Origin of the sequence: Bradyrhizobium diazoefficiens, from assembly GCF_016612535.1 — a bacterium.
Lineage (GTDB): Bacteria > Pseudomonadota > Alphaproteobacteria > Rhizobiales > Xanthobacteraceae > Bradyrhizobium > Bradyrhizobium diazoefficiens_C.
Genome location: NZ_JAENXS010000002.1, coordinates 1,247,150 through 1,265,565 on the forward strand (window position 1 = coordinate 1,247,150; position 18,416 = coordinate 1,265,565).

Sequence of the window (18,416 nt, forward strand, 5' to 3'; positions counted from 1 at the left end):
GGTCAGATCCCGGCGTCCGGCGTTACGCCGGAACCGGCTCGCCTTCGGCGTGGCGATGCTTCTCGGGCAGATAGGCCAACAGCATTTCGCGCACCAAAGTCGGGCTCTTGGAGTCGCGAATCATCAGAATGCCGTCGATGATCAGCGTGCGATTGGTCTCCTCGTCGATCAGCTTGCCGTGCAGCTTGTCGGCGATCGGCAGGCAGAGCAGGTTCGCGACCAACGCACCGTAGAGAGTTGCCAGCAGGGCGGTCGCCATGAACGGGCCGAGCTTCGAGGGATCCGACATGTTCGAGAACATCTGCACCATGCCGATCAGCGTTCCGATCATGCCGAACGCAGGCGCGCAGTCGCCGACGGCGCGGTAGATCTTGCTGCCTTCGTTGAGATGCAACAGGAAATTGTCACGGTCGCGTTCCAGATTGTCCCTGATAAAATCGAGGTCGTAGCCGTCGGCGACGTAGCGGATGCCCTTGGCGAGGAAGGGCTCGTCGGTCTCGACCTTCTCCAGGCCGACCGGGCCCTGCTTGCGGGCGATCTCAGCGATGCGGGCGAGTTCGTCGACCAGATCGTGCGCCGACAGTCGGCTCATCGTGAAGGCGAACTTGAGGCCGAGCGGCAGGCCGTGCGCCAGCACCGAGAGCGGAAAGCGGATCATGGTCGCTGCGGACGATCCTCCGAAGATGATAATCGCCGCATGATCGCTGATGAACATGTGCAGATCGCCGCCCAGAAACACCATCGTCGCGATGACGATCAGGCCCGCCACGAGGCCGGCGCCCGTCATAATATCCATGGGAGTCTCCAAAGCGAACGCAACAACGGCCATCCTGGCCGGTGGCGCGGTCCAACCCCGAACCGCGTTGGAAACCCTAGAGCGGCGCCCTTAAAGCCGCGTAAAGGTTAAGTTCAGCTGGTGCGACGGAGCGGCGTGGTGTGCCGAAAGGACGGCGGCTTTGCCGTCTCACGACATCAATCTCAACGCTTTGCTAACCATAAATGAGGCGCGTCAGGACGAAAGTCCTGTCAGCTCGAGGCTGAGCGCGCGCAGGCGCTTGCGTGCGTCGACATCATAGGCCTGCGGATTGGCGCGCGCCTCATTCATGCCGTTGAAGAACAGACCGCTCTTGCCCGCGACGTCGTCGCCTTCGACCAGATGCAGGATCGCAGCACCACCCTGCTCCACGGTCGACATCGGCGTGATACCGCCGGCGCGCACCATCGTGGTGTTCATATAGGTCGCCGGATGCAGCGAATTCACGGTGATGCCGGCGTCCTTCAGCTCCGCGGCGAGATCGATCGTGAACATGATCTGCGACAGCTTGCTCTGCGCATAGGCGCGCGAGCCGCTATAGCCCTTCGTAATCATGACGTCGTCGAAATCGATAGGATGCTGGCCGAGGGAGGCGACATTGACGATGCGTGAGGGCGCGGCCGCCTCCAGCAGCGGCAGCAACAAATGCGCGAGCAGGAAGCCGGAGAGATAGTTCACGGCAAAGCGCAGCTCATGACCGTCGCGACTCTCCTGGCGTTGCGGTCCGTCGTTCTGCGAGCCGATGCCGGCATTGCTGACGAAGACGTCGAGGCGCTTGTGATCGTGGAGCACGGCGGCGGCAAGCTCGCGTGTGCCTGCCATGGACGACAGATCGGCTTGATAGAAGGTCGGCGCGTTGTGGCCGGCCTTCACGATCCCGTCGATCAGCGTTTTCGCCCGCGCGGCGTCGCGGCCATGAATCAGGACGCGCGCGCCCTCGGCGGCAAGGCGGCTTGCGACATAGCGCCCAACGCCATCAGTCGAGCCCGTGATGAGCACCGTCTTGCCGCGCATGTCCATGGTGTATTCTCCCCTCAGTGGATCTCCGCCGAGCGCTTCAGCGCGGCCTTGAGCTTCTCCAGCGAGAAGTCGGGGCTGCGCGCGATCTCGAGGATCGGCGCCTCGCGGCGGCCGCAGAGCTCCGCGGCCTCGGGCAGCCTTGCGGCGACGTCGAGCGGGATCACGATGGCGCCGTGCCGGTCGGCATGGATCAGATCGTCCGACTTCACGGTCATGCCGGCGACGCGCACCTGGCCGCCAAAACTCTCGGCATGCACCCAGGCATGCGACGGGCCGATCGAGCCGGCCAGCGCCTGGAAGCCGGGGGCCCATTGCGGCGTGTCGCGGATCGAACCGTCGGTGACGACGCCGAGGCAGCCCAGCGCCTTGTGCACGTTGCTCTGCACCTCGCCCCAGAACGCGCCATAGCCGACGTCGGGGCCGTCTAAGTCCTGGATCACCGAGATGCGCGGCCCAAAGCCGGTGCCGACATATTCGTAATAGTCGATGCGGCGCTTCGACTGCTCTTCAGCCGGAAGCGACGACTTCAACACCGAGCGGATCGCAACCGTGCGGGCATAGCCGACCATCGGCGGCAGATCGGGGAACGGGCAGACCAACGGCTTGGTGGTGTAGCCGATCAGCCGGCGCTCGGGCGCCACGATCTCCATGGCATTGCAGATCGTCGGCGTATCATAGCGGCCCAGCGCTTCGAGGACGGAAGCGGGCAGCGGCCCGGTCGCGGAATCGGTCACGGCGTTCTCTCCCAGATTGGCGGCTGATTAAGGCGATGCCGCCGGCACAGGGCGATATAGCCGAGATCGGGTCTCAACCCAACTCAGGAAGCTCTCATGGCAGATATCCGCAGGCAGCCGCTCAGTGCAGCCGGCGATCGTCTTGCGGCGGCTCGGACAAATTCGCCAATGTCGGCGCCGAGGGTGGCGACGGCACGTCGCCGCTCGCGGGCGCCGTGGCTTCGAGCGCGCGCGCCTGATCGCGATAGGATTTGTAGCCGAGCGGCAGGCACAACAGATACAGCACTGTACCGATCGAGAGCACGTACCAGGGATAGCTGATCAGAAGCGCGATGAAGAAGACCACCGCGACGAAGGCGGGCAGCACCAGCTCCGGAGGCACCCGCATGCGCATGCTCTTGCCGGAGAACACCGGTAGCCGCGACACCATCAGGAAGGCAATCAGCAGCGTGTAGCCGGCCGTCAGGGCCGCAGGCCAGCGCCCCAGATCCAGGAACGCGGCATAGATCGGCAGCATCACGGTAATCGCGCCGGCCGGCGCCGGCATGCCGGTGAAGAAATTGGCGGCGAAGGCCGGCTTGTTCGGATCGTCCAGCGTGGCATTGAAGCGCGCGAGCCGCAGGCACATGGAGATCGCAAACACCATCGCTGCGATCCAGCCGGCATTGCCGAGCTCGTGCAGCTGCCAGAAATACAGCATCAGGCCGGGGGCGACGCCGAAATTGACGAAGTCGGCGAGGCTGTCGAGCTCGGCGCCGAATTTGGACTGGCCCTTGATCAGCCGCGCAACGCGGCCGTCGATGCCGTCGAGCGCGGCTGCGAACACGATGGCGTAGACCGCAAGCGTCATCCGCCCTTCGATCGACAACCGGATCGCTGTCAACCCGGCGCAGATCGCCAGCAGCGTGATGACGTTCGGCACCAGCATCCGCACCGGGATCGGACGGAACCGCCGGCGGCGAATGTCGGGATCTCTCAAATCATAAGGCGTCATGGCTCGTCCTTACCTCACAGCGAGATATAGCAAGCCGTCTTCCCCTCCGCCATTGCGGCGGAACCTCGACTTAATGGTTAATTGGCCCGGTACGCGCGGGCCGGGTCGTCTCCGGCAAGGTCGGCCAGGATCGTCTCGCCGGCGATTGCGGTCTGGCCTTCCGAGACCAGCGCCTTGGTGCCGACCGGCAGATAGACGTCGAGCCGCGAGCCGAAGCGGATCAGACCGAACCGCTCGCCGGCGCCGACCGCCTGCCCTTCCTTGACGAAGCAGACGATGCGCTTGGCTATGAGCCCCGCGATCTGGATCACGCCGATGCGACCTTGCGGCGTCGAGATCACCAGCGAATTGCGCTCGTTGTCCTCGCTCGCCTTGTCGAGCTCGGCGTTGATGAACAGACCCGGCCGATACGCGATGCGGTCCACCCTGCCTGCCACCGGGCTGCGGTTCACATGGCAGTTGAACACACTCATGAACACCGAGATGCGCGGCAGCGGCCGGTCGCCGAGTCCGAGCTCGGCGGGCGGCAGCGCCATCGTGATCATCGAGACCCGGCCGTCGGCCGGCGACACCACGAGCCCGTCACGCACCGGCGTGACCCGCACCGGGTCGCGGAAGAACAGTGCGCACCACACCGTCAGAATCGTGCCGATCCACCCGAGCGGTGACCACAGCCAGAACAGGACGAGGCTGGCCAGCGCAAAGCCTCCGATGAAGGGATAGCCCTCCTTGTGGATCGGCGGGATCTGACGCTGGATCGAATCGAGAATGGACATCGCTATCTGCCGCTCAGGGGTTGTTGGCGCGGGTCGTCTCGCGCGGTGGAGTTGTTTAGGCTAGAGTTGGGACCGGAGACAAGCTCACTCCGCGGCCGCCTGCGCCGTGAGGACGTCCTCGACCGGCGGCGGCTCCCGATTGGGGGCCTCGCGCGAGTCGGCCATCCTGGCGAGTTTCTCGCGCGCGGCCTCGGCCTCGCGCTGCCTGTTCCACATGCTGGCATAGAGACCACCCTGCGCGAGCAGGCTGGCATGGGTGCCGCGCTCGGCGATACGGCCCTGGTCGAGCACGATGATCTCGTCGGCCCCGACGATGGTCGAGAGCCGGTGCGCGATCACCAGCGAGGTGCGGTTCTTGGCCACGCGGTCGAGCGCCCCCTGGATCTCGTGCTCGGTGTGGGTGTCGAGCGCCGAGGTCGCCTCGTCCAGCACCAGGATCGGCGGCGCCTTCAACACGGTGCGCGCGATCGCGACACGCTGCTTCTCGCCGCCCGACAGTTTCAGGCCACGCTCGCCGACCTGAGTCTCATAGCCCTTCGGCGACAGGCGGATGAAATGATCGATCTGCGCCAGTCGCGCCGCTTCCTCGACCTCGGCATCGCCAGCGTCCCAGCGGCCATAGCGGATGTTGTAGCGGATGGTGTCGTTGAACAGCACGGTATCCTGCGGCACCATGCCGATCGAAGCGCGCAAGCTGCCTTGCGTGACCTCGCGGATGTCCTGGTCGTCGATCAGGATCTTGCCGCCGGAGATGTCGTAGAGGCGGAACAACAGCCGCGAGATCGTCGACTTGCCGGCGCCGGACGGGCCGACGATCGCGACCGTCTTGCCGGCCGGCACCTCGAAGCTGATACCTTTCAGGATCGGCCGCGTCGGCTCATAGGCAAAGCGCACGTCCTCGAACCGCACCCTGCCGGCGGAGACCACCAGCGGCTTCGCATCCGGAGCGTCCTCGATCTCGGCCTCGCGGCCGAGCACGCCGAACATCTTCTCGATGTCGATGATCGCCTGCTTGATCTCGCGATAGACCATGCCCATGAAGTTCAGCGGCTGGTAGAGCTGGATCATCATGGCGTTGACCAGCACGAAATCGCCGACCGTGTTGGTGCCGTTGCGCACCCCGTTCGCGCACATCAGCATGGTCGCGGTCAGCCCCAGCGTGAAGATCACGGCTTGCCCGGTGTTGAGCACGGCGAGCGAGGTATAGGCCTTCACACTCGATTCTTCGTAGCGCGCGACCGAACGGTCATAGCGCTCCGCCTCGCGCGCCTCGGCGGTAAAATATTTGACGGTCTCGTAATTGAGCAGCGAGTCGATCGCCTTGGTGTTCGCCTCGGTGTCGGAATCGTTCATCTTGCGGCGGATGCCGATCCGCCACTCGGTCGCGATGTAGGTGTAGTACATGTAGACTGCGACGGTGATGAGCGTCGCGAGCACGTAGCGCCAGTCGAACTGCCAGAGCAGCACCGCCAGCAACAGCGAGACCTCGACGATGGTCGGGATCAGCTGCAGGATCACCATGCGCACGATGACCTCGATGCCCTCGCGCCCGCGCTCGAGCACACGCGTCAGGCCGCCGGTCTTGCGCTCGAGGTGAAAGCGCAGCGAGAGCTCGTGCATGTGAATGAAGGTGATGGTGGCGAGCTTGCGCACCGCATGCATGGCGACGCGGGCAAAGATGCCGTCACGCCATTGCGTCAGCACCGCCATCACGATGCGCATCGCGCCGTAGCTCGCAGTCAGAAGCAGAGGCGACGCGATCACCCAGAGGTGCCAATTGTCGGGCTGCACCGGCGCAGTGTTGGCGCCAGTCAGCGCATCCGTCGCCCATTTGAAGCTGAAGGGAACCGTGAGCGTGATCAGCTTGGCCGCGAGCAGCAGCACCATCGACCAGACCACCCGCATCTTCAGGTCGAAGCGGTCGCCGGGCCAGATATAGGGCCACAGATGCGCCAGCGTGCCCATCAGGGTCGCCCGCTCCAGCGGTCCGCTGGTAGGCTCCGGCACGTCGGGGACATCTGGCGAATGAGGTGGGTTCATCAGGAAGCCTGGAAGGCCCGCCGGATGCGGGCGCGTTGCGATTAACTGTTTTCGCTCGTCATATAGAAGCTTCCGCGGGCCAGCGCACCCCGCCAGATGGCGAATCTTCGATTGTTCGTCGCCATTTACCGGTAGATTTGCGGATGGTCCGAATCACCGATTGGGCTTGACGCCCCTTCGCTGCAATGCATCATGGCACCAATGAGCACGATCAAAACCGTCTGTGTCTATTGCGGCTCCGGTCCCGGAACCAACCCCCACTTCACCGAAGGCGCCAAGGCGTTCGGCAAGGCCCTCGCCGAGAACAACATCCGCCTGGTCTACGGCGGCGGCTCGCTCGGCCTGATGGGCTCGGTCGCCACCTCTGTGCTCGATCACGGCGGCACCGTCACCGGCATCATTCCCGAATTCCTCCGGAAGCGCGAGAATGCGCTGACCCGTGTGCAGGAGATGATCGTCACCCCCGACATGCACGAACGCAAGCGGCTGATGTTCGAGCGCTCCGACGCCTTCGTGGCCCTGCCGGGCGGCGTCGGCACGCTGGAGGAGCTGGTCGAGCAGTTGACCTGGAAGCAGCTCGGCCGCCACGCCAAGCCGGTGCTGCTCGCCAATATCGACAATTTCTGGGAGCCGCTGTTCTCGTTGCTGTCGCACATGCGCCAGACCGAATTCATCCGCGCCGGCTTGTCGGTCGATATCATCAAGGCCGATCGCGTCGAGGATATCCTGCCGAAGCTGAAGTCCGCCGTGGCGCAGATCGCCGAGGCGGAAAAGCAGCTCGCCCCGGAAATCGCGCGCAAGCTGTAATCACTCCTGCGGAAACGTCACCGCCTCGATCCGATTGCCATCGGGATCGACGACGAAGGCCGCGTAATAGCGCACGCGATCGTGCGGGCGGATACCCGGCGCGCCATCGGATGCGCCGCCAGTTGCAAGCGCGGCGGCATGAAATGCGTCGACCTCGCTGATTGACTTTGCCCGCAGGCAGATGTGCACACCGCTCTCCGGCTGCACGCGCTGCATGCCCTCGCGCAGATTGATCCAGAACTCCGGATAGGCCTTGCCGAAGCCGACCGTTCGCGGCCGCGTGACCAGACGGGTGAGCCCGAGGGCGGCGAGCGTGGCCTCGTAGAACTTTGCGGCGCGTTCGAGCTCGCTGACGCCGACGGAGATGTGGTCGATCATATAATACCCCCATCCGCTTTCGCGGGGTATGGCAGCGATCGTGGGTCCTTACGCCGGCGCGCCCGACTTCACGAGCTTGTAGATCACCGAATCCATCAGCGCCTGGAACGAGGCGTCGATGATGTTCGGGGACACGCCGACCGTGGTCCAGCGCTCGCCGTTCTCGTCCTCGCTCTCGATCAAGACGCGCGTGACCGCGCCGGTACCGCCATTGAGGATGCGGACGCGGTAGTCGATCAAGGTCAGGCCCTCGATGTACTTCTGATACTTGCCGAGATCCTTGCGGAGCGCGACGTCGAGCGCGTTGACGGGGCCGTTGCCCTCGGCCGCCGAGATCAGATGCTCGCCGGCGACGTCGACCTTGACCACGGCGAGCGCAACGGTGACCCGGTCCCCGAGTGCGTTGTAGCGCTGCTCGACATTGACGTCGAACTGCTCGACTTCGAAATAATGCGGCACCTTGCCGAGCGTGCGGCGCGCGAGAAGATCGAACGAGGCGTTGGCCGATTCATAGGCATAGCCCTCAGCCTCGCGCTCCTTCAATTCCTCGACCAGCCGCGTCAGCTTCGGATCGCTCTTCTCATAGGCGATGCCGGCGCGGTCGAGCTCGGCCATGACGTTGGAACGGCCGGCCTGATCGGACACCAGCACCTTGCGGTGATTGCCCACCGTCTCCGGCAACACATGCTCATAGGTCTGCGGATCCTTCATCACGGCGGAGGCGTGGATGCCGGTCTTGGTGACGAAGGCGCTCTCGCCGACATAGGCCGCATGCCGGTTCGGCACGCGGTTGAGCATGTCGTCGAGCGTGCGCGAGACCTTGACGAGGGTGGCGAGCTTTTCCGGCGTAATGCTGATCTCGAAAGCGTCCGCGAACTCCTGCTTCAGCTTCAAGGTCGGGATCAGCGAGCAGAGATTGGCGTTGCCACAGCGCTCGCCGAGGCCGTTCAGCGTGCCCTGGATCTGCCGCGCACCGGCGCGCACCGCGGCGAGCGAATTCGCCACCGCCTGCTCGGTGTCGTTATGGGCGTGGATGCCGAGATAATCGCCGGGGATGTGTTTTGTCACTTCGGTGACGATGGCCTCGACCTCGTTCGGCATGGTGCCGCCATTGGTGTCGCACAGCACGACCCAGCGCGCGCCGGCCTCATAGGCGGCCTTGGCGCAGGCGAGCGCGAAGCTCGCATCTTCCTTGTAGCCGTCGAAAAAATGTTCGCAGTCGAGCATGACTTCGCGGCCGGCAGCCTTTGCGGCCGCGACGCTGTCCCGGATCGAGGCGAGGTTTTCCTCCTTCGTCGTCTCCAGCGCGACGCGCACCTGATACGCGGAGGACTTCGCCACGAAGCAGATCGCATCCGCTTTCGCTTCCAGGAGCCCGGCGACGCCAGGATCGTTGGAGACTGAGCGCCCTGCCCGCCGCGTCATGCCGAAGGCGGTGAAGCGCGTATGGTTGAGCTTCGGCTTGCTACCGAAAAACTCGGTGTCGAGCGGATTGGCACCGGGATAGCCGCCCTCGACATAGTCGATGCCGAGCTCGTCGAGCATCCCGGCGATGACCTGCTTGTCGGTCAGCGTGAAATCGACGCCATTGGTCTGCGCGCCGTCGCGCAGCGTGGTGTCGAACAGATAGAGGCGCTCCTTGCTCATTGCGGTGCTCCGAGCGTCTTCTGCATGGTGGTGTTGGCGAGCCACTCGTCGTTGATGGTGACGCTGTTGCGCTGCATGGCGATATAGCCGCGCTTGGCGAAAAAGCCTTGCGCGGTATCGCTGGCGTCGACGGTCAGCTTTTCCGCGCCGCGGCTGCCGGCAAGCTTTTCCAGCGCATCGACGAGCGCCGTCGCCAGGCCCTGCCCGACCACGGCCGGATGCACATAAAGCATGCGGATGTGATCCTTGCCGCGCAACGATGCAAAGCCGACGGGCGAGCCCTCCAGCGTGGCGATCAGCGTCAGGTCAGACGCGAGCCGCTTGCCGAATTCTTCGCTTTCGGCCGCCGCCATCCAGGCTTCCTGCTGCGCCTCGCTGTAGTCGTCGCCCGTGAGCTCACCGATGCTGGCGGCGAAGATCGCGGCCAACATCGGAACGTCGGCCGGCAAAAACGGCCGCAAGCCCGGCTTGGGATGCGCTTGCGCCATCACGCAAGCTCCCAGGTCGTCATTGGCTTGCCGTCGGAATCCTTGCCGTCCTTGATCACGACGCCCTTGGCGGCGAGCTCATCACGGATGCGATCGGACTCTTTGAAGTCTTTTCGCGCCCGCGCAGCCGTTCGCTCCGCAATCAGGCGGTCGATCTCGCCAGCATCGACGCCGCTCGCCTGCTGCTTCCGGCCTTCCCACTGCGCGACGCTCTCGGACAGGAAACCGAGCAGACGCAGCGAAGCCGAAAGACCGGCCGCATCGGACGAATTGCGCACACCATGCAGCGCCGCGATCGCCTGCGGCGTGTTGAGGTCGTCGAGCAGAGCTTCGACCACGGGCACAGCCGGCTTGGACGGATCGACGTCAGCCGTAAAGCGATACCAGTCGTTCAGCGTCTTGGCGCTCTCCTCCAGCGACTTCATGGTCCAGTCGATCGGCGAGGTGTAATGCGTCTTCAGCATGTTGAGGCGCAGCACCTCGCCCGGCCAGTCCGTGAGTAGCTCGTGGATGGTCACGAAGTTGCCGAGGCTTTTCGACATCTTCTCGCTCTCGACCTGCAGGAAACCGTTGTGCATCCAGTAGTTCGCCATGCGCTGCTGGTGGAAGGCGCAGCAGGTCTGCGCCACCTCGTTCTCGTGATGCGGAAACACGAGATCGATGCCGCCGCCATGAATGTCGAACTGCTCGCCAAGATGCTTCCAGGCCATGGCTGAGCACTCGATGTGCCAGCCGGGCCGCCCCTGCGCGGCGATGCCGGCCGGCGACGGCCATGACGGCTCGCCCGGCTTCGACGGCTTCCACAGCACGAAATCGGTCGCGTCGCGCTTGTAGGGCGCCACGTCGACGCGCGCGCCGGCGATCATCTCGTCCAGCGAACGTTTCGACAGCGCGCCATAGCGCGGCAGATCGGAATTGGCCGCGTTCATCGCCTGTGGCGAGAACAGCACGTGGTCCTCGGCGGCATAGGCAAAGCCACCGGCAATGAGCCTTTCGATGATCTCGCGCATCTCGCCGATGTGCTCGGTCGCGCGCGGCTCGACGCTCGGCCGGAGCGCGCCCAGCGCATCGACGTCGGCGTGAAACTGTTGTCCCGTCTGCTCGGTGACCTTGCGGATCGCCTCGTTCAGCGGCAAGCCGGGAAAATCGCGCGCGGCACGGTCGTTGATCTTGTCGTCGACGTCGGTGATGTTGCGGACATACTTCACGTGCGCCTCGCCATAGAGATGGCGGAGCAGCCGAAACAGCACGTCGAACACGATCACCGGCCGCGCATTGCCGATATGGGCGAAGTCGTAGACGGTCGGTCCGCAGACATACATGCGGACATTGTTCGCATCGAGCGGCACGAAGGTGCGTTTTTCTCGGGCGAGCGTATCGTAAAGACGCAATTCCATATGGATACCCATCGGCTGTTGGCCGGGCGTCCAGGGCTCTCAATGGTTTTGAGAAAAGACGGCTCCAGCCAGCGAATCGCTAGCTCGTAATCTCGCGGCAAATGCCACACATGGCGAGGAGACCGTTCATGCGGAACATATGGGCCACGAAGGGGGCTTGCGTCAAGAGAGCCGCGAAAATGCCGTTTTATCTCCGCAAAGCGCGCCGCTCGTTAAGATGGTTCATGATCCTTAACTATTTGAGCCCATTTTGGAACCGGCGGTTCCTTCATTTTGCCCCGGTGTTTTCATGCGATCATTGCTCGCGCTCATTTCCTGCGCCTCCATCCTTTCGGCATCCAGCGCTTTCGCCGAGACCCGCGTGTTCATCATCGCCAACCAGGCGAACGGCTATGGCGTCGATCAGTGCCTGGCCAAGGGCGAGAAATGCGGCGCGCAGGTCGCCCGCACCTACTGCCAGTCACGAGACTTTGCGCAGGCCTCCGCCTACCGCCGGGTCGATCCCGACGAAATTACCGGCTCTGTCCCCAAATCCGGCGCAAACTGCTCCCAAGGCCATTGCGACGAATATGTCGCAATCACCTGCCAGCGCTGAATTCGCTCGGAACTGGCGGACCTTAGGACCCATCTTCGGCCCTGAAACGACGTGACGATGCCGCAGGAAGCGGCTATTGGAGGGCGCGTTCGGCCCCCCAAATCGCATTGGAAAGTCACTTCGGGCCGTGACCTCGCTAGAATGGCGGATATGCCTGAATTTTTGTCTCTGTCCCGTCCCCGCTCTCTCCTTGCCTGCGCCGTGCTTCTCAGCGTCGTGCTCGCCACTGACGCCTTTGCACAGGCCGGTCCGCCGCCTCCACCCGCACAGGGCGGGCTCGGGCCGAACCCGATGTGCTCCCGGCTGGAAGGACAGCTCGCTGCGCTCAACGGTGGCGCCAGCGGCGATCCCGCGCGCGACGACCAGATCCGCCGCTACCAGGATTCCCAGAGCCGCCAGCAGGCCGAGCTCGATCGCGTCACCATGCAGGCCAAGCGCATGGGCTGCGATTCCTCCGGCTTCTTCTCGCTGTTCAACGGCCGGTCGGCGCAATGCAGTCCGGTCAACACCCAAATCCAGCAGATGCGCGCCAATCTGGACCAGATCACCGGCAATCTCGAACGCCTGCGCGACGGCGGCCCCGGCGGCAGCCCCGAGCGCGACAGCCAGCGCCGCTCGGTGCTGATTGCGCTCGCGCAGAACAATTGCGGCCCGCAATACGCCAATGCCGCGCAGTCGCAGGGCGGCAACTTCCTGAGCAATCTGTTCGGCGGCAACAACGCCAACAATCCGCCGGGCGCACCGCCCGCCGATCTCGGCCCGCAATCCGGCACCTATCGCACCGTGTGCGTGCGCACTTGCGACGGCGCCTATTTCCCGATCTCGTTTGCCACCGTGCCGGGACGCTTCGCCGACGACGAGAAGACCTGCAAGGCGCTTTGTCCGGCGGCTGAAGCTTCCCTCTATGCCTACCGCAATCCTGGCGAGGACATGAACTCCGCGGTCTCCGTCAGCGGTCAGCCCTACACGTCGCTGCCGACCGCGTTCAAATTCCGCAGCGAGTTCAATCCGTCCTGCTCCTGCAAGGCGGCGGGCCAGAGCTGGGCCGACGCGCTGAAATCGGCCGACGACAAGGCGGCGGTCGAGCAGCAGGGGGACATCATCGTCACCGAGGAGAGCGCCAGGAAGATGCAGCAGCGGCAGCTCACCAAGGGCGCGCCTGCGAATGCCAGGAAGGGTGCAACTCCGGCGCCGACGACGGCCACCGCTCCGGCCGCGGCACCTCCTGCGGACGCGAGCACCACCACCACGTCGGAGAACAAGCCGATCCGCTCGGTCGGCCCGACCTTCCTGCCGCAGCAGAAATAGGCTGCTCCAAGCACGATGTCGCGAAGCGACTGTAGGGTGGGCAAAAGCGCGTAGCGCTGTGCCCACCGTCTCGCCGCGATCGGGAAAGAAGTGGTGGGCACGCTTCGCTTTGCCCACCCTTGTATTGGCGGGCCGGGCTATGATGGGCTGGTTCCGTGAGGAATGGCCCAGCCCGGGTGGCCACCCGGGCTGGGCCGCCGATCGATCGGATCGATGCCCACCGAAGCCCCTGAGAGCTGCGTTTCGTAGCAAGATCGCGGTCGGCACTTCATCGGGACCCGCATGGTTGAACGAACTTCAGGTTCGCATCACAAGGGAGGGTCGAGGAAGATGGCCAAACGTAACACGATCTGTGCCGGAATCGATACTAGCAAAGACAAGCTCGACGTGGCGCTCGATGGCAGTTCGGAGGAGCTGCAGGTCAAGAACACGGCGGAAGGTCACCAGGAGTTGGTGGAGTGGCTGAAGCGCCACAAGGTCAAGAGGGTTGGGATCGAGGCGAGCGGTGGTTATGAGCAGGCGGCGGTTGCCGAACTGCGACGCAAGCGGTTTGTCGTCATCGTATTTCAGCCGATCCAGGTCCGTGCCTATGCCACGTTCCATTTGCAACGGGCCAAGAACGACAAGATCGATGCTGCGTTGATTGCGGCCTGCACCGCCGCGGTCAAGAACATCCATCCCGCTCCAGACCCCCGGCTGCAGCCCTTTGCCGTGCATCTGACGATGATCGACCAGATCAAGGAGGACATCGCAAAGCTCAAAAATCGGCTGGAGAGCTGCCGTGACGAGCGTATCCAGAAGTTCTGGAAGGAGCAGATTGCTCTGTTGGCCAAGCACAGACGAGCCGAGTTCAAGGCCTTGGTGGCAGCGATCCGCAAGCATCGCGATCTCGCCGCACGTCTCGATCTGATCTACAGCGTTGGCGGCAGCGGCTTGCCGACCGCGGTTGCCATCTTGATCAGGATGCCCGAGATCGGTCGGATCACCCGCGAGCAAGCCGCAGCCCTCACCGGACTTGCGCCTTACGATGACGACAGCGGCAAGCATATCGGCGCCCGTCGAATTGACGGCGGACGCCAGCGCTTGCGTCAGGCACTCTACACCGCAGCTCTTCCGGCCTCCTTCCGCTGGAACCCGCAGCTCATGGCCCTGTACAGCCGGCTGATCGCCGCCGGCAAGGGCCACAAGCGCGCGCTCGTCGCCTGTGCCAGAAAGCTGATCGTCATCATCAACGCCGTCGTCGCCCGCGGAACACCGTGGGTCGCTGAACCGCCCAAAACCGTGAGTGTGTCCGTCACCTGATCGCGTTTCTTGGTTCGACCAGGCGACCGTTTCTTCGTCCCGACCTGCCGTCAAGACGACGCCGCGCACCGCGGCCGTCAAGGATGGCCGTCGCGCGCGTCTCACCTCACATCAACTGCCGCCAGGCCACGCCTTGACGGCCGCGGCGCGCGGCGTCAGCCTCAAGGCTATCGGGACGCCATACTTAATGGTTGCTACTCTTAACTCAACAGCCCTAGTCTAGCCCTCGAACGCGTCGATCGAGGCGCGGCTGCCGCGCGCGACAAGCGTCTCGTCCGGCGCGGTGAGCGGCTTGCCCTCATCGCGAAAGCGGTTGGTGATGGGATAGCGGCGATCGCGGCCGAAATTTCTCCGCGTCACCTTCACGCCGGGCGCGGCCTGGCGGCGCTTGTACTCGGCGACGTTGAGGAGATGGTCGATGCGGGTCACCGTCTCGCGGTCGAAGCCCGCAGCGATGATCTGGTCGAGCGGCTCCTCGCGTTCGACCAGACGCTCGAGAATGGCATCGAGTACCTCGTAGGCCGGCAGCGAATCCTGATCGGTCTGGTTCTCGCGCAATTCGGCCGTCGGCGGCCGCGTGATGATGTCGGACGGGATCACCTCGCCTGCGGGTCCGAGGGCGCCGTCGGGCTTCCAGGTATTCCGTAGCGTCGCCAGCCGGAACACCTGCGTCTTGTAGATATCCTTGATCGGATTGAAGCCGCCGTTCATGTCGCCATAGAGCGTGGCATAGCCGACCGACATCTCCGACTTGTTGCCTGTCGTCGCCACCATCAGCCCGGTCTTGTTGGAGATCGCCATCAGAAGTGTGCCGCGGGTGCGGGCCTGGAGATTTTCCTCGGTGATGTCAGGCGGCAGGTTCTTGAAGACGCCGGACAGAATGGTCTCGAAGCCGGTCACAGCTGCCGCGATCGGCAACACCTCGTAACGGATGCCGAGATGGCCGGCGAGCTCGCCGGCATCCGCAATCGAGTGTGGCGCCGTGTAACGATAAGGCAGCATGACGCCGTGCACCTGGTCAGCGCCGAGCGCATCGACCGCAATCGCTGCGCATAGCGCGGAATCGATCCCGCCGGAGATGCCGAGCAGCACGCCGGGAAAACCGTTCTTGGTGACGTAGTCGCGCAAGCCCAGCACGCAGGCCGCATAATCGGCCTTGTCGCCCTCGGGCTGCTCCACGATCGGACCCGTGCAACGCCAATCGCCGCCGTTCCTGGTGAAACGCAGCGTGGTGACGTTCTCCTCGAACGCCGGCAATTGCGCGGCGAGCGAGAGATCGCCGTTGAGCGCAAAGGAAGCGCCGTCGAACACCAGCTCGTCCTGGCCGCAGACCTGGTTGAGATAGACCAGCGGCAAGCCGCTCTCGGTGACGCGCGCGACCGCGACCGACAGGCGCACGTCGGTCTTGTCGCGAGCGTAGGGCGAGCCGTTCGGCACCAGAATGATCTCGGCGCCGGTCTCGGCGAGCGTCTCGACCACGTTCTCATAGTCCTCGGACTCTTCCAGCCAGATATCCTCGCAGATCGGCACGCCGATGCGCACACCGCGCACTGTGACGGGCCCTGACGCGGGCCCGCGTGCAAACAGCCGCTTCTCGTCGAACACGCCGTAATTCGGCAGATTGCACTTGAAGCGCAGCGCCGCAATGCGCCCGCCATCGAGCAGCGCACAGGCATTGTAGAGCCTGCCGTCCTCGACCCAGGGGGTGCCGACCAGCATGGCGGGGCCGCCGTCGGCGGTCTCGCGCGCGAGCGCCTCGATCATGGCGCGGCAGGCGGCTTGGAAGGAAGGCTTCTGCACCAAATCTTCCGGCGGATAACCGGCGATGAACAATTCCGGAAACAGCACGAGATCGGCGCCGTCGGCGATAGCCTGCGCCCGCGCAGCGCGCACTTTGGCAGCATTGCCGTCGATATCGCCCATGGTCGGATTGAGCTGGGCGAGCGTGACCGCGAATGCGTTGAGACGTTCGGTCATCGAGCGCTCTCCGTCACCTCTCCCGAAGGGAGAGGTCGGATTGCACCTGGCGATGCGAAGCATCGTCCAGAGCAATCCGGGTGAGGGGTTACGGTATCTCGTGGGATCTGAGCCCCCTCACCCGATTTGCGCTCGACGATGCCGCGCATCGCGAGACGCAAATCGACCTCTCCTCGTTGAGGAGAGGTGAAGGAGCCTCGGGCACCGACGCTCAATCGATAATCTCCGCGCTCTAGAGAAACCCCAATCGCTCGACGACGGCGAGGATCCAGAATGCCCCGGCCATCAGCAGCGCGACGCCGACGGCGGCCGAGCCCATGTCCTTGACCCGCCCGATCTGCTTGTCGTGATCCATGGTCAGGCGGTCGGCGAGCTTCTCGATCGCGGTGTTGAGCAGCTCAACCACCAGCACGAAGGCGACCGCGCAAACCAGCTCGACCGCTCGCGTCGCCGTCGAGCCGATGAACCAGGCGAGCGGCAACGACAAGATGAGCGCGAAAATCTCTTCGCGGATGGCCTGTTCCGAGCGGAACGCAAAGGCCATACCGTTGCGGGAATTGATCGTGGCCTTCCAGATGCGCAGCAAGGTCTCAAAGCCCCGCTGCGGCCGGCATCGGCCTAACCTTGCCGGCACGCTCCTGCTTCAGCAGTTCGGCGACCAGGAAAGCCATGTCGATGGATTGCTCGGCGTTGAGACGGGGGTCGCAGACCGTGTGGTAGCGGTCGTTGAGATCCTCGTCGGTGATGGCGCGGGCACCGCCGATACATTCGGTGACGTCCTGCCCCGTCATCTCCAGGTGCACGCCGCCGGCGTGCGTCCCTTCGGCGGCGTGGATGGTGAAGAACGACTTCACCTCCGACAGGACGCGGTCGAACGGCCGCGTCTTGTAGCCTGACGTCGAGGTGATGGTATTGCCGTGCATGGGATCACACGACCAGACCACGACCCTGCCCTCGCGCTTCACCGCGCGGATCAGGCCCGGCAGATGGTCGGCGATCTTGTCGGAGCCGAAGCGGTTGATCAGCGTCAACCGGCCCGGCTCGTTGTCGGGGTTGAGTACGTCGATCAGCTTCAACAGCTCGTCGGGTTTGAGCGACGGGCCGCACTTCAGGCCGATCGGGTTCTTGATGCCGCGGAAATACTCGACATGGGCGTGGTCGAGCTGGCGGGTGCGATCACCGATCCAGATCATGTGGCCCGAGGTCGCGTACCAGTCGCCGGTGGTGGAATCGACGCGGGTCATGGCCTGCTCGTAGCCGAGCAGCAACGCCTCATGGCTGGTGTAGAAATCAGTGGCGCGCAGCTCCGGATGGGCCTCCAGATCGAGGCCGCAGGCGCGCATGAAGTTGAGCGCGTCCGAGATACGATCGGCCAATTCCTTGTAGCGGCGCGACTGCGGCGAATCCTTGAGAAAGCCGAGCATCCATTGATGCACGCTGCCGAGATTGGCGTAGCCGCCGGTCGCGAACGCACGGAGCAGATTCAGCGTCGCGGCCGACTGGCGATAGGCCATCAGCTGCCGCTGCGGATCCGGCACGCGTGCTTCCTTGGTGAAGGCGATGTCGTTGACGATGTCGCCGCGATAGCTCGGCAGCTCGACGCCGTCGATCTTTTCGGTCGGCGACGACCGCGGCTTGGCGAACTGGCCGGCGACGCGGCCGACCTTCACCACTGGCACCGCGCCGGCATAGGTCAGCACCACCGCCATCTGGAGCAGCACGCGGAAGAAGTCGCGGATGTTGTTCGCGCCGTGCTCGGCAAAGCTCTCCGCGCAGTCGCCGCCCTGGAGCAGGAAGGCGTCGCCCGAGGCCACGCGCGCCAAGGCCTTCTTCAGGTTGCGCGCCTCGCCCGCGAACACCAGCGGCGGAAAGGTCGCAAGCTGTGCCTCGACGTCGGCCAAGGCCTTGGCATCGGGATAGTCGGGCACCTGTAGCACCGGCTTGCTGCGCCAGGACTCGGGCGTCCACCGCTCGGACATTGCAATCTCTCCGTGAAGCAAAAAGTGCAACCTGATCTGTGGGTTGCGAGGGCCGCGTTATACACAGGCTGGCCCCGCGCCGCCAGTTGTAAATCCATTTCGCATTGCAAACCCTTGCGGGAAAAGCTGAATTCGCATTTGCTAGGGGTGGCAGAGGAAA

The 18,416-nt window shown here is 64.3% G+C and carries 16 protein-coding genes and 1 pseudogene; 4 read left to right on the plus strand and 13 right to left on the minus strand.

The annotated features are described in order from the left end of the window. Positions 1-22: 22 nt before the first annotated feature. The 6 genes and pseudogenes from JJE66_RS22815 to JJE66_RS22840 form a co-directional block, all read right to left on the minus strand. Positions 23-796, minus strand: a complete 774-nt coding sequence (locus tag JJE66_RS22815; RefSeq protein WP_200516735.1) for a motility protein A — start codon at positions 794-796, stop codon at positions 23-25. Positions 797-1,009: 213 nt separating this feature from the next. After that, positions 1,010-1,834: an SDR family NAD(P)-dependent oxidoreductase gene (locus tag JJE66_RS22820; protein ID WP_200516736.1), complete on the minus strand. Its 825-nt coding sequence runs from the start codon at positions 1,832-1,834 to the stop codon at positions 1,010-1,012. 14 nt (positions 1,835-1,848) lie between these two features. Beyond that, on the minus strand, positions 1,849-2,568 hold the full coding sequence (locus tag JJE66_RS22825; protein ID WP_200516737.1) for an RraA family protein: 720 nt from the start codon (positions 2,566-2,568) through the stop codon (positions 1,849-1,851). A 121-nt stretch (positions 2,569-2,689) separates the two neighbouring features. Beyond that, positions 2,690-3,562, minus strand: a complete 873-nt coding sequence (locus tag JJE66_RS22830) for a phosphatidylcholine/phosphatidylserine synthase (RefSeq protein ID WP_200516738.1) — start codon at positions 3,560-3,562, stop codon at positions 2,690-2,692. Positions 3,563-3,639: 77 nt separating this feature from the next. Beyond that, positions 3,640-4,365: pseudogene (locus JJE66_RS22835) on the minus strand (phosphatidylserine decarboxylase); the annotation flags it as partial. Positions 4,366-4,422: 57 nt separating this feature from the next. Next, positions 4,423-6,378, minus strand: coding sequence for an ABC transporter ATP-binding protein/permease (locus JJE66_RS22840; protein WP_200516740.1), 1,956 nt, complete (start codon positions 6,376-6,378; stop codon positions 4,423-4,425). Positions 6,379-6,579: 201 nt separating this feature from the next. On the opposite strand from JJE66_RS22840, the gene JJE66_RS22845 reads away from it, so the two are divergent. Continuing rightward, positions 6,580-7,185 (plus strand): TIGR00730 family Rossman fold protein, encoded by a 606-nt coding sequence (locus tag JJE66_RS22845; protein ID WP_200516741.1) that lies wholly within the window; start codon positions 6,580-6,582, stop codon positions 7,183-7,185. On the opposite strand, the gene JJE66_RS22850 is transcribed toward JJE66_RS22845, so the two are convergent. Genes JJE66_RS22850 through cysS form a run of 4 tightly spaced genes read right to left on the minus strand, consistent with a single transcriptional unit; the run spans position 7,186 to position 11,095 of the window. Further along, a complete protein-coding gene (locus JJE66_RS22850; protein ID WP_200516742.1) occupies positions 7,186-7,563 on the minus strand; it encodes a VOC family protein in 378 nt (125 codons plus the stop codon). Between the two features lie 48 nt (positions 7,564-7,611). Continuing rightward, the gene (gene cimA / locus JJE66_RS22855; protein ID WP_200516743.1) at positions 7,612-9,210 is read right to left on the minus strand and encodes a citramalate synthase; all 1,599 of its coding nucleotides are present in this window, start codon (positions 9,208-9,210) and stop codon (positions 7,612-7,614) included. Next, positions 9,207-9,698 (minus strand): GNAT family N-acetyltransferase, encoded by a 492-nt coding sequence (locus JJE66_RS22860; RefSeq protein WP_200516744.1) that lies wholly within the window; start codon positions 9,696-9,698, stop codon positions 9,207-9,209. The genes cimA and JJE66_RS22860 overlap by 4 nt, the downstream gene beginning before the upstream one ends. Beyond that, a complete protein-coding gene (gene cysS, locus JJE66_RS22865) occupies positions 9,698-11,095 on the minus strand; it encodes a cysteine--tRNA ligase (protein ID WP_200516745.1) in 1,398 nt (465 codons plus the stop codon). The genes JJE66_RS22860 and cysS overlap by 1 nt, the downstream gene beginning before the upstream one ends. A 289-nt stretch (positions 11,096-11,384) precedes the next feature. On the opposite strand from cysS, the gene JJE66_RS22870 reads away from it, so the two are divergent. The 3 genes from JJE66_RS22870 to JJE66_RS22880 all read left to right on the plus strand — a co-directional run bounded on the left by JJE66_RS22870 (position 11,385) and on the right by JJE66_RS22880 (position 14,300). Then, positions 11,385-11,690 (plus strand): hypothetical protein, encoded by a 306-nt coding sequence (locus JJE66_RS22870; protein WP_200516746.1) that lies wholly within the window; start codon positions 11,385-11,387, stop codon positions 11,688-11,690. Positions 11,691-11,831: 141 nt separating this feature from the next. Next, the gene (locus JJE66_RS22875; protein WP_200516747.1) at positions 11,832-12,998 is read left to right on the plus strand and encodes a DUF2865 domain-containing protein; all 1,167 of its coding nucleotides are present in this window, start codon (positions 11,832-11,834) and stop codon (positions 12,996-12,998) included. 330 nt (positions 12,999-13,328) lie between these two features. Then, entirely contained in the window at positions 13,329-14,300 is a 972-nt protein-coding gene (locus tag JJE66_RS22880) for an IS110 family transposase (protein WP_200513218.1), read from the plus strand. 219 nt (positions 14,301-14,519) lie between these two features. On the opposite strand, the gene JJE66_RS22885 is transcribed toward JJE66_RS22880, so the two are convergent. The 3 genes from JJE66_RS22885 to JJE66_RS22895 all read right to left on the minus strand — a co-directional run bounded on the left by JJE66_RS22885 (position 14,520) and on the right by JJE66_RS22895 (position 18,256). Next, positions 14,520-16,277, minus strand: a complete 1,758-nt coding sequence (locus JJE66_RS22885; RefSeq protein ID WP_200516748.1) for an NAD+ synthase — start codon at positions 16,275-16,277, stop codon at positions 14,520-14,522. A 232-nt stretch (positions 16,278-16,509) separates the two neighbouring features. Next, positions 16,510-16,863: a diacylglycerol kinase gene (locus JJE66_RS22890; RefSeq protein ID WP_200516749.1), complete on the minus strand. Its 354-nt coding sequence runs from the start codon at positions 16,861-16,863 to the stop codon at positions 16,510-16,512. 4 nt (positions 16,864-16,867) lie between these two features. Continuing rightward, positions 16,868-18,256: a class II 3-deoxy-7-phosphoheptulonate synthase gene (locus JJE66_RS22895; RefSeq protein WP_200516750.1), complete on the minus strand. Its 1,389-nt coding sequence runs from the start codon at positions 18,254-18,256 to the stop codon at positions 16,868-16,870. Positions 18,257-18,416 lie beyond the last annotated feature (160 nt).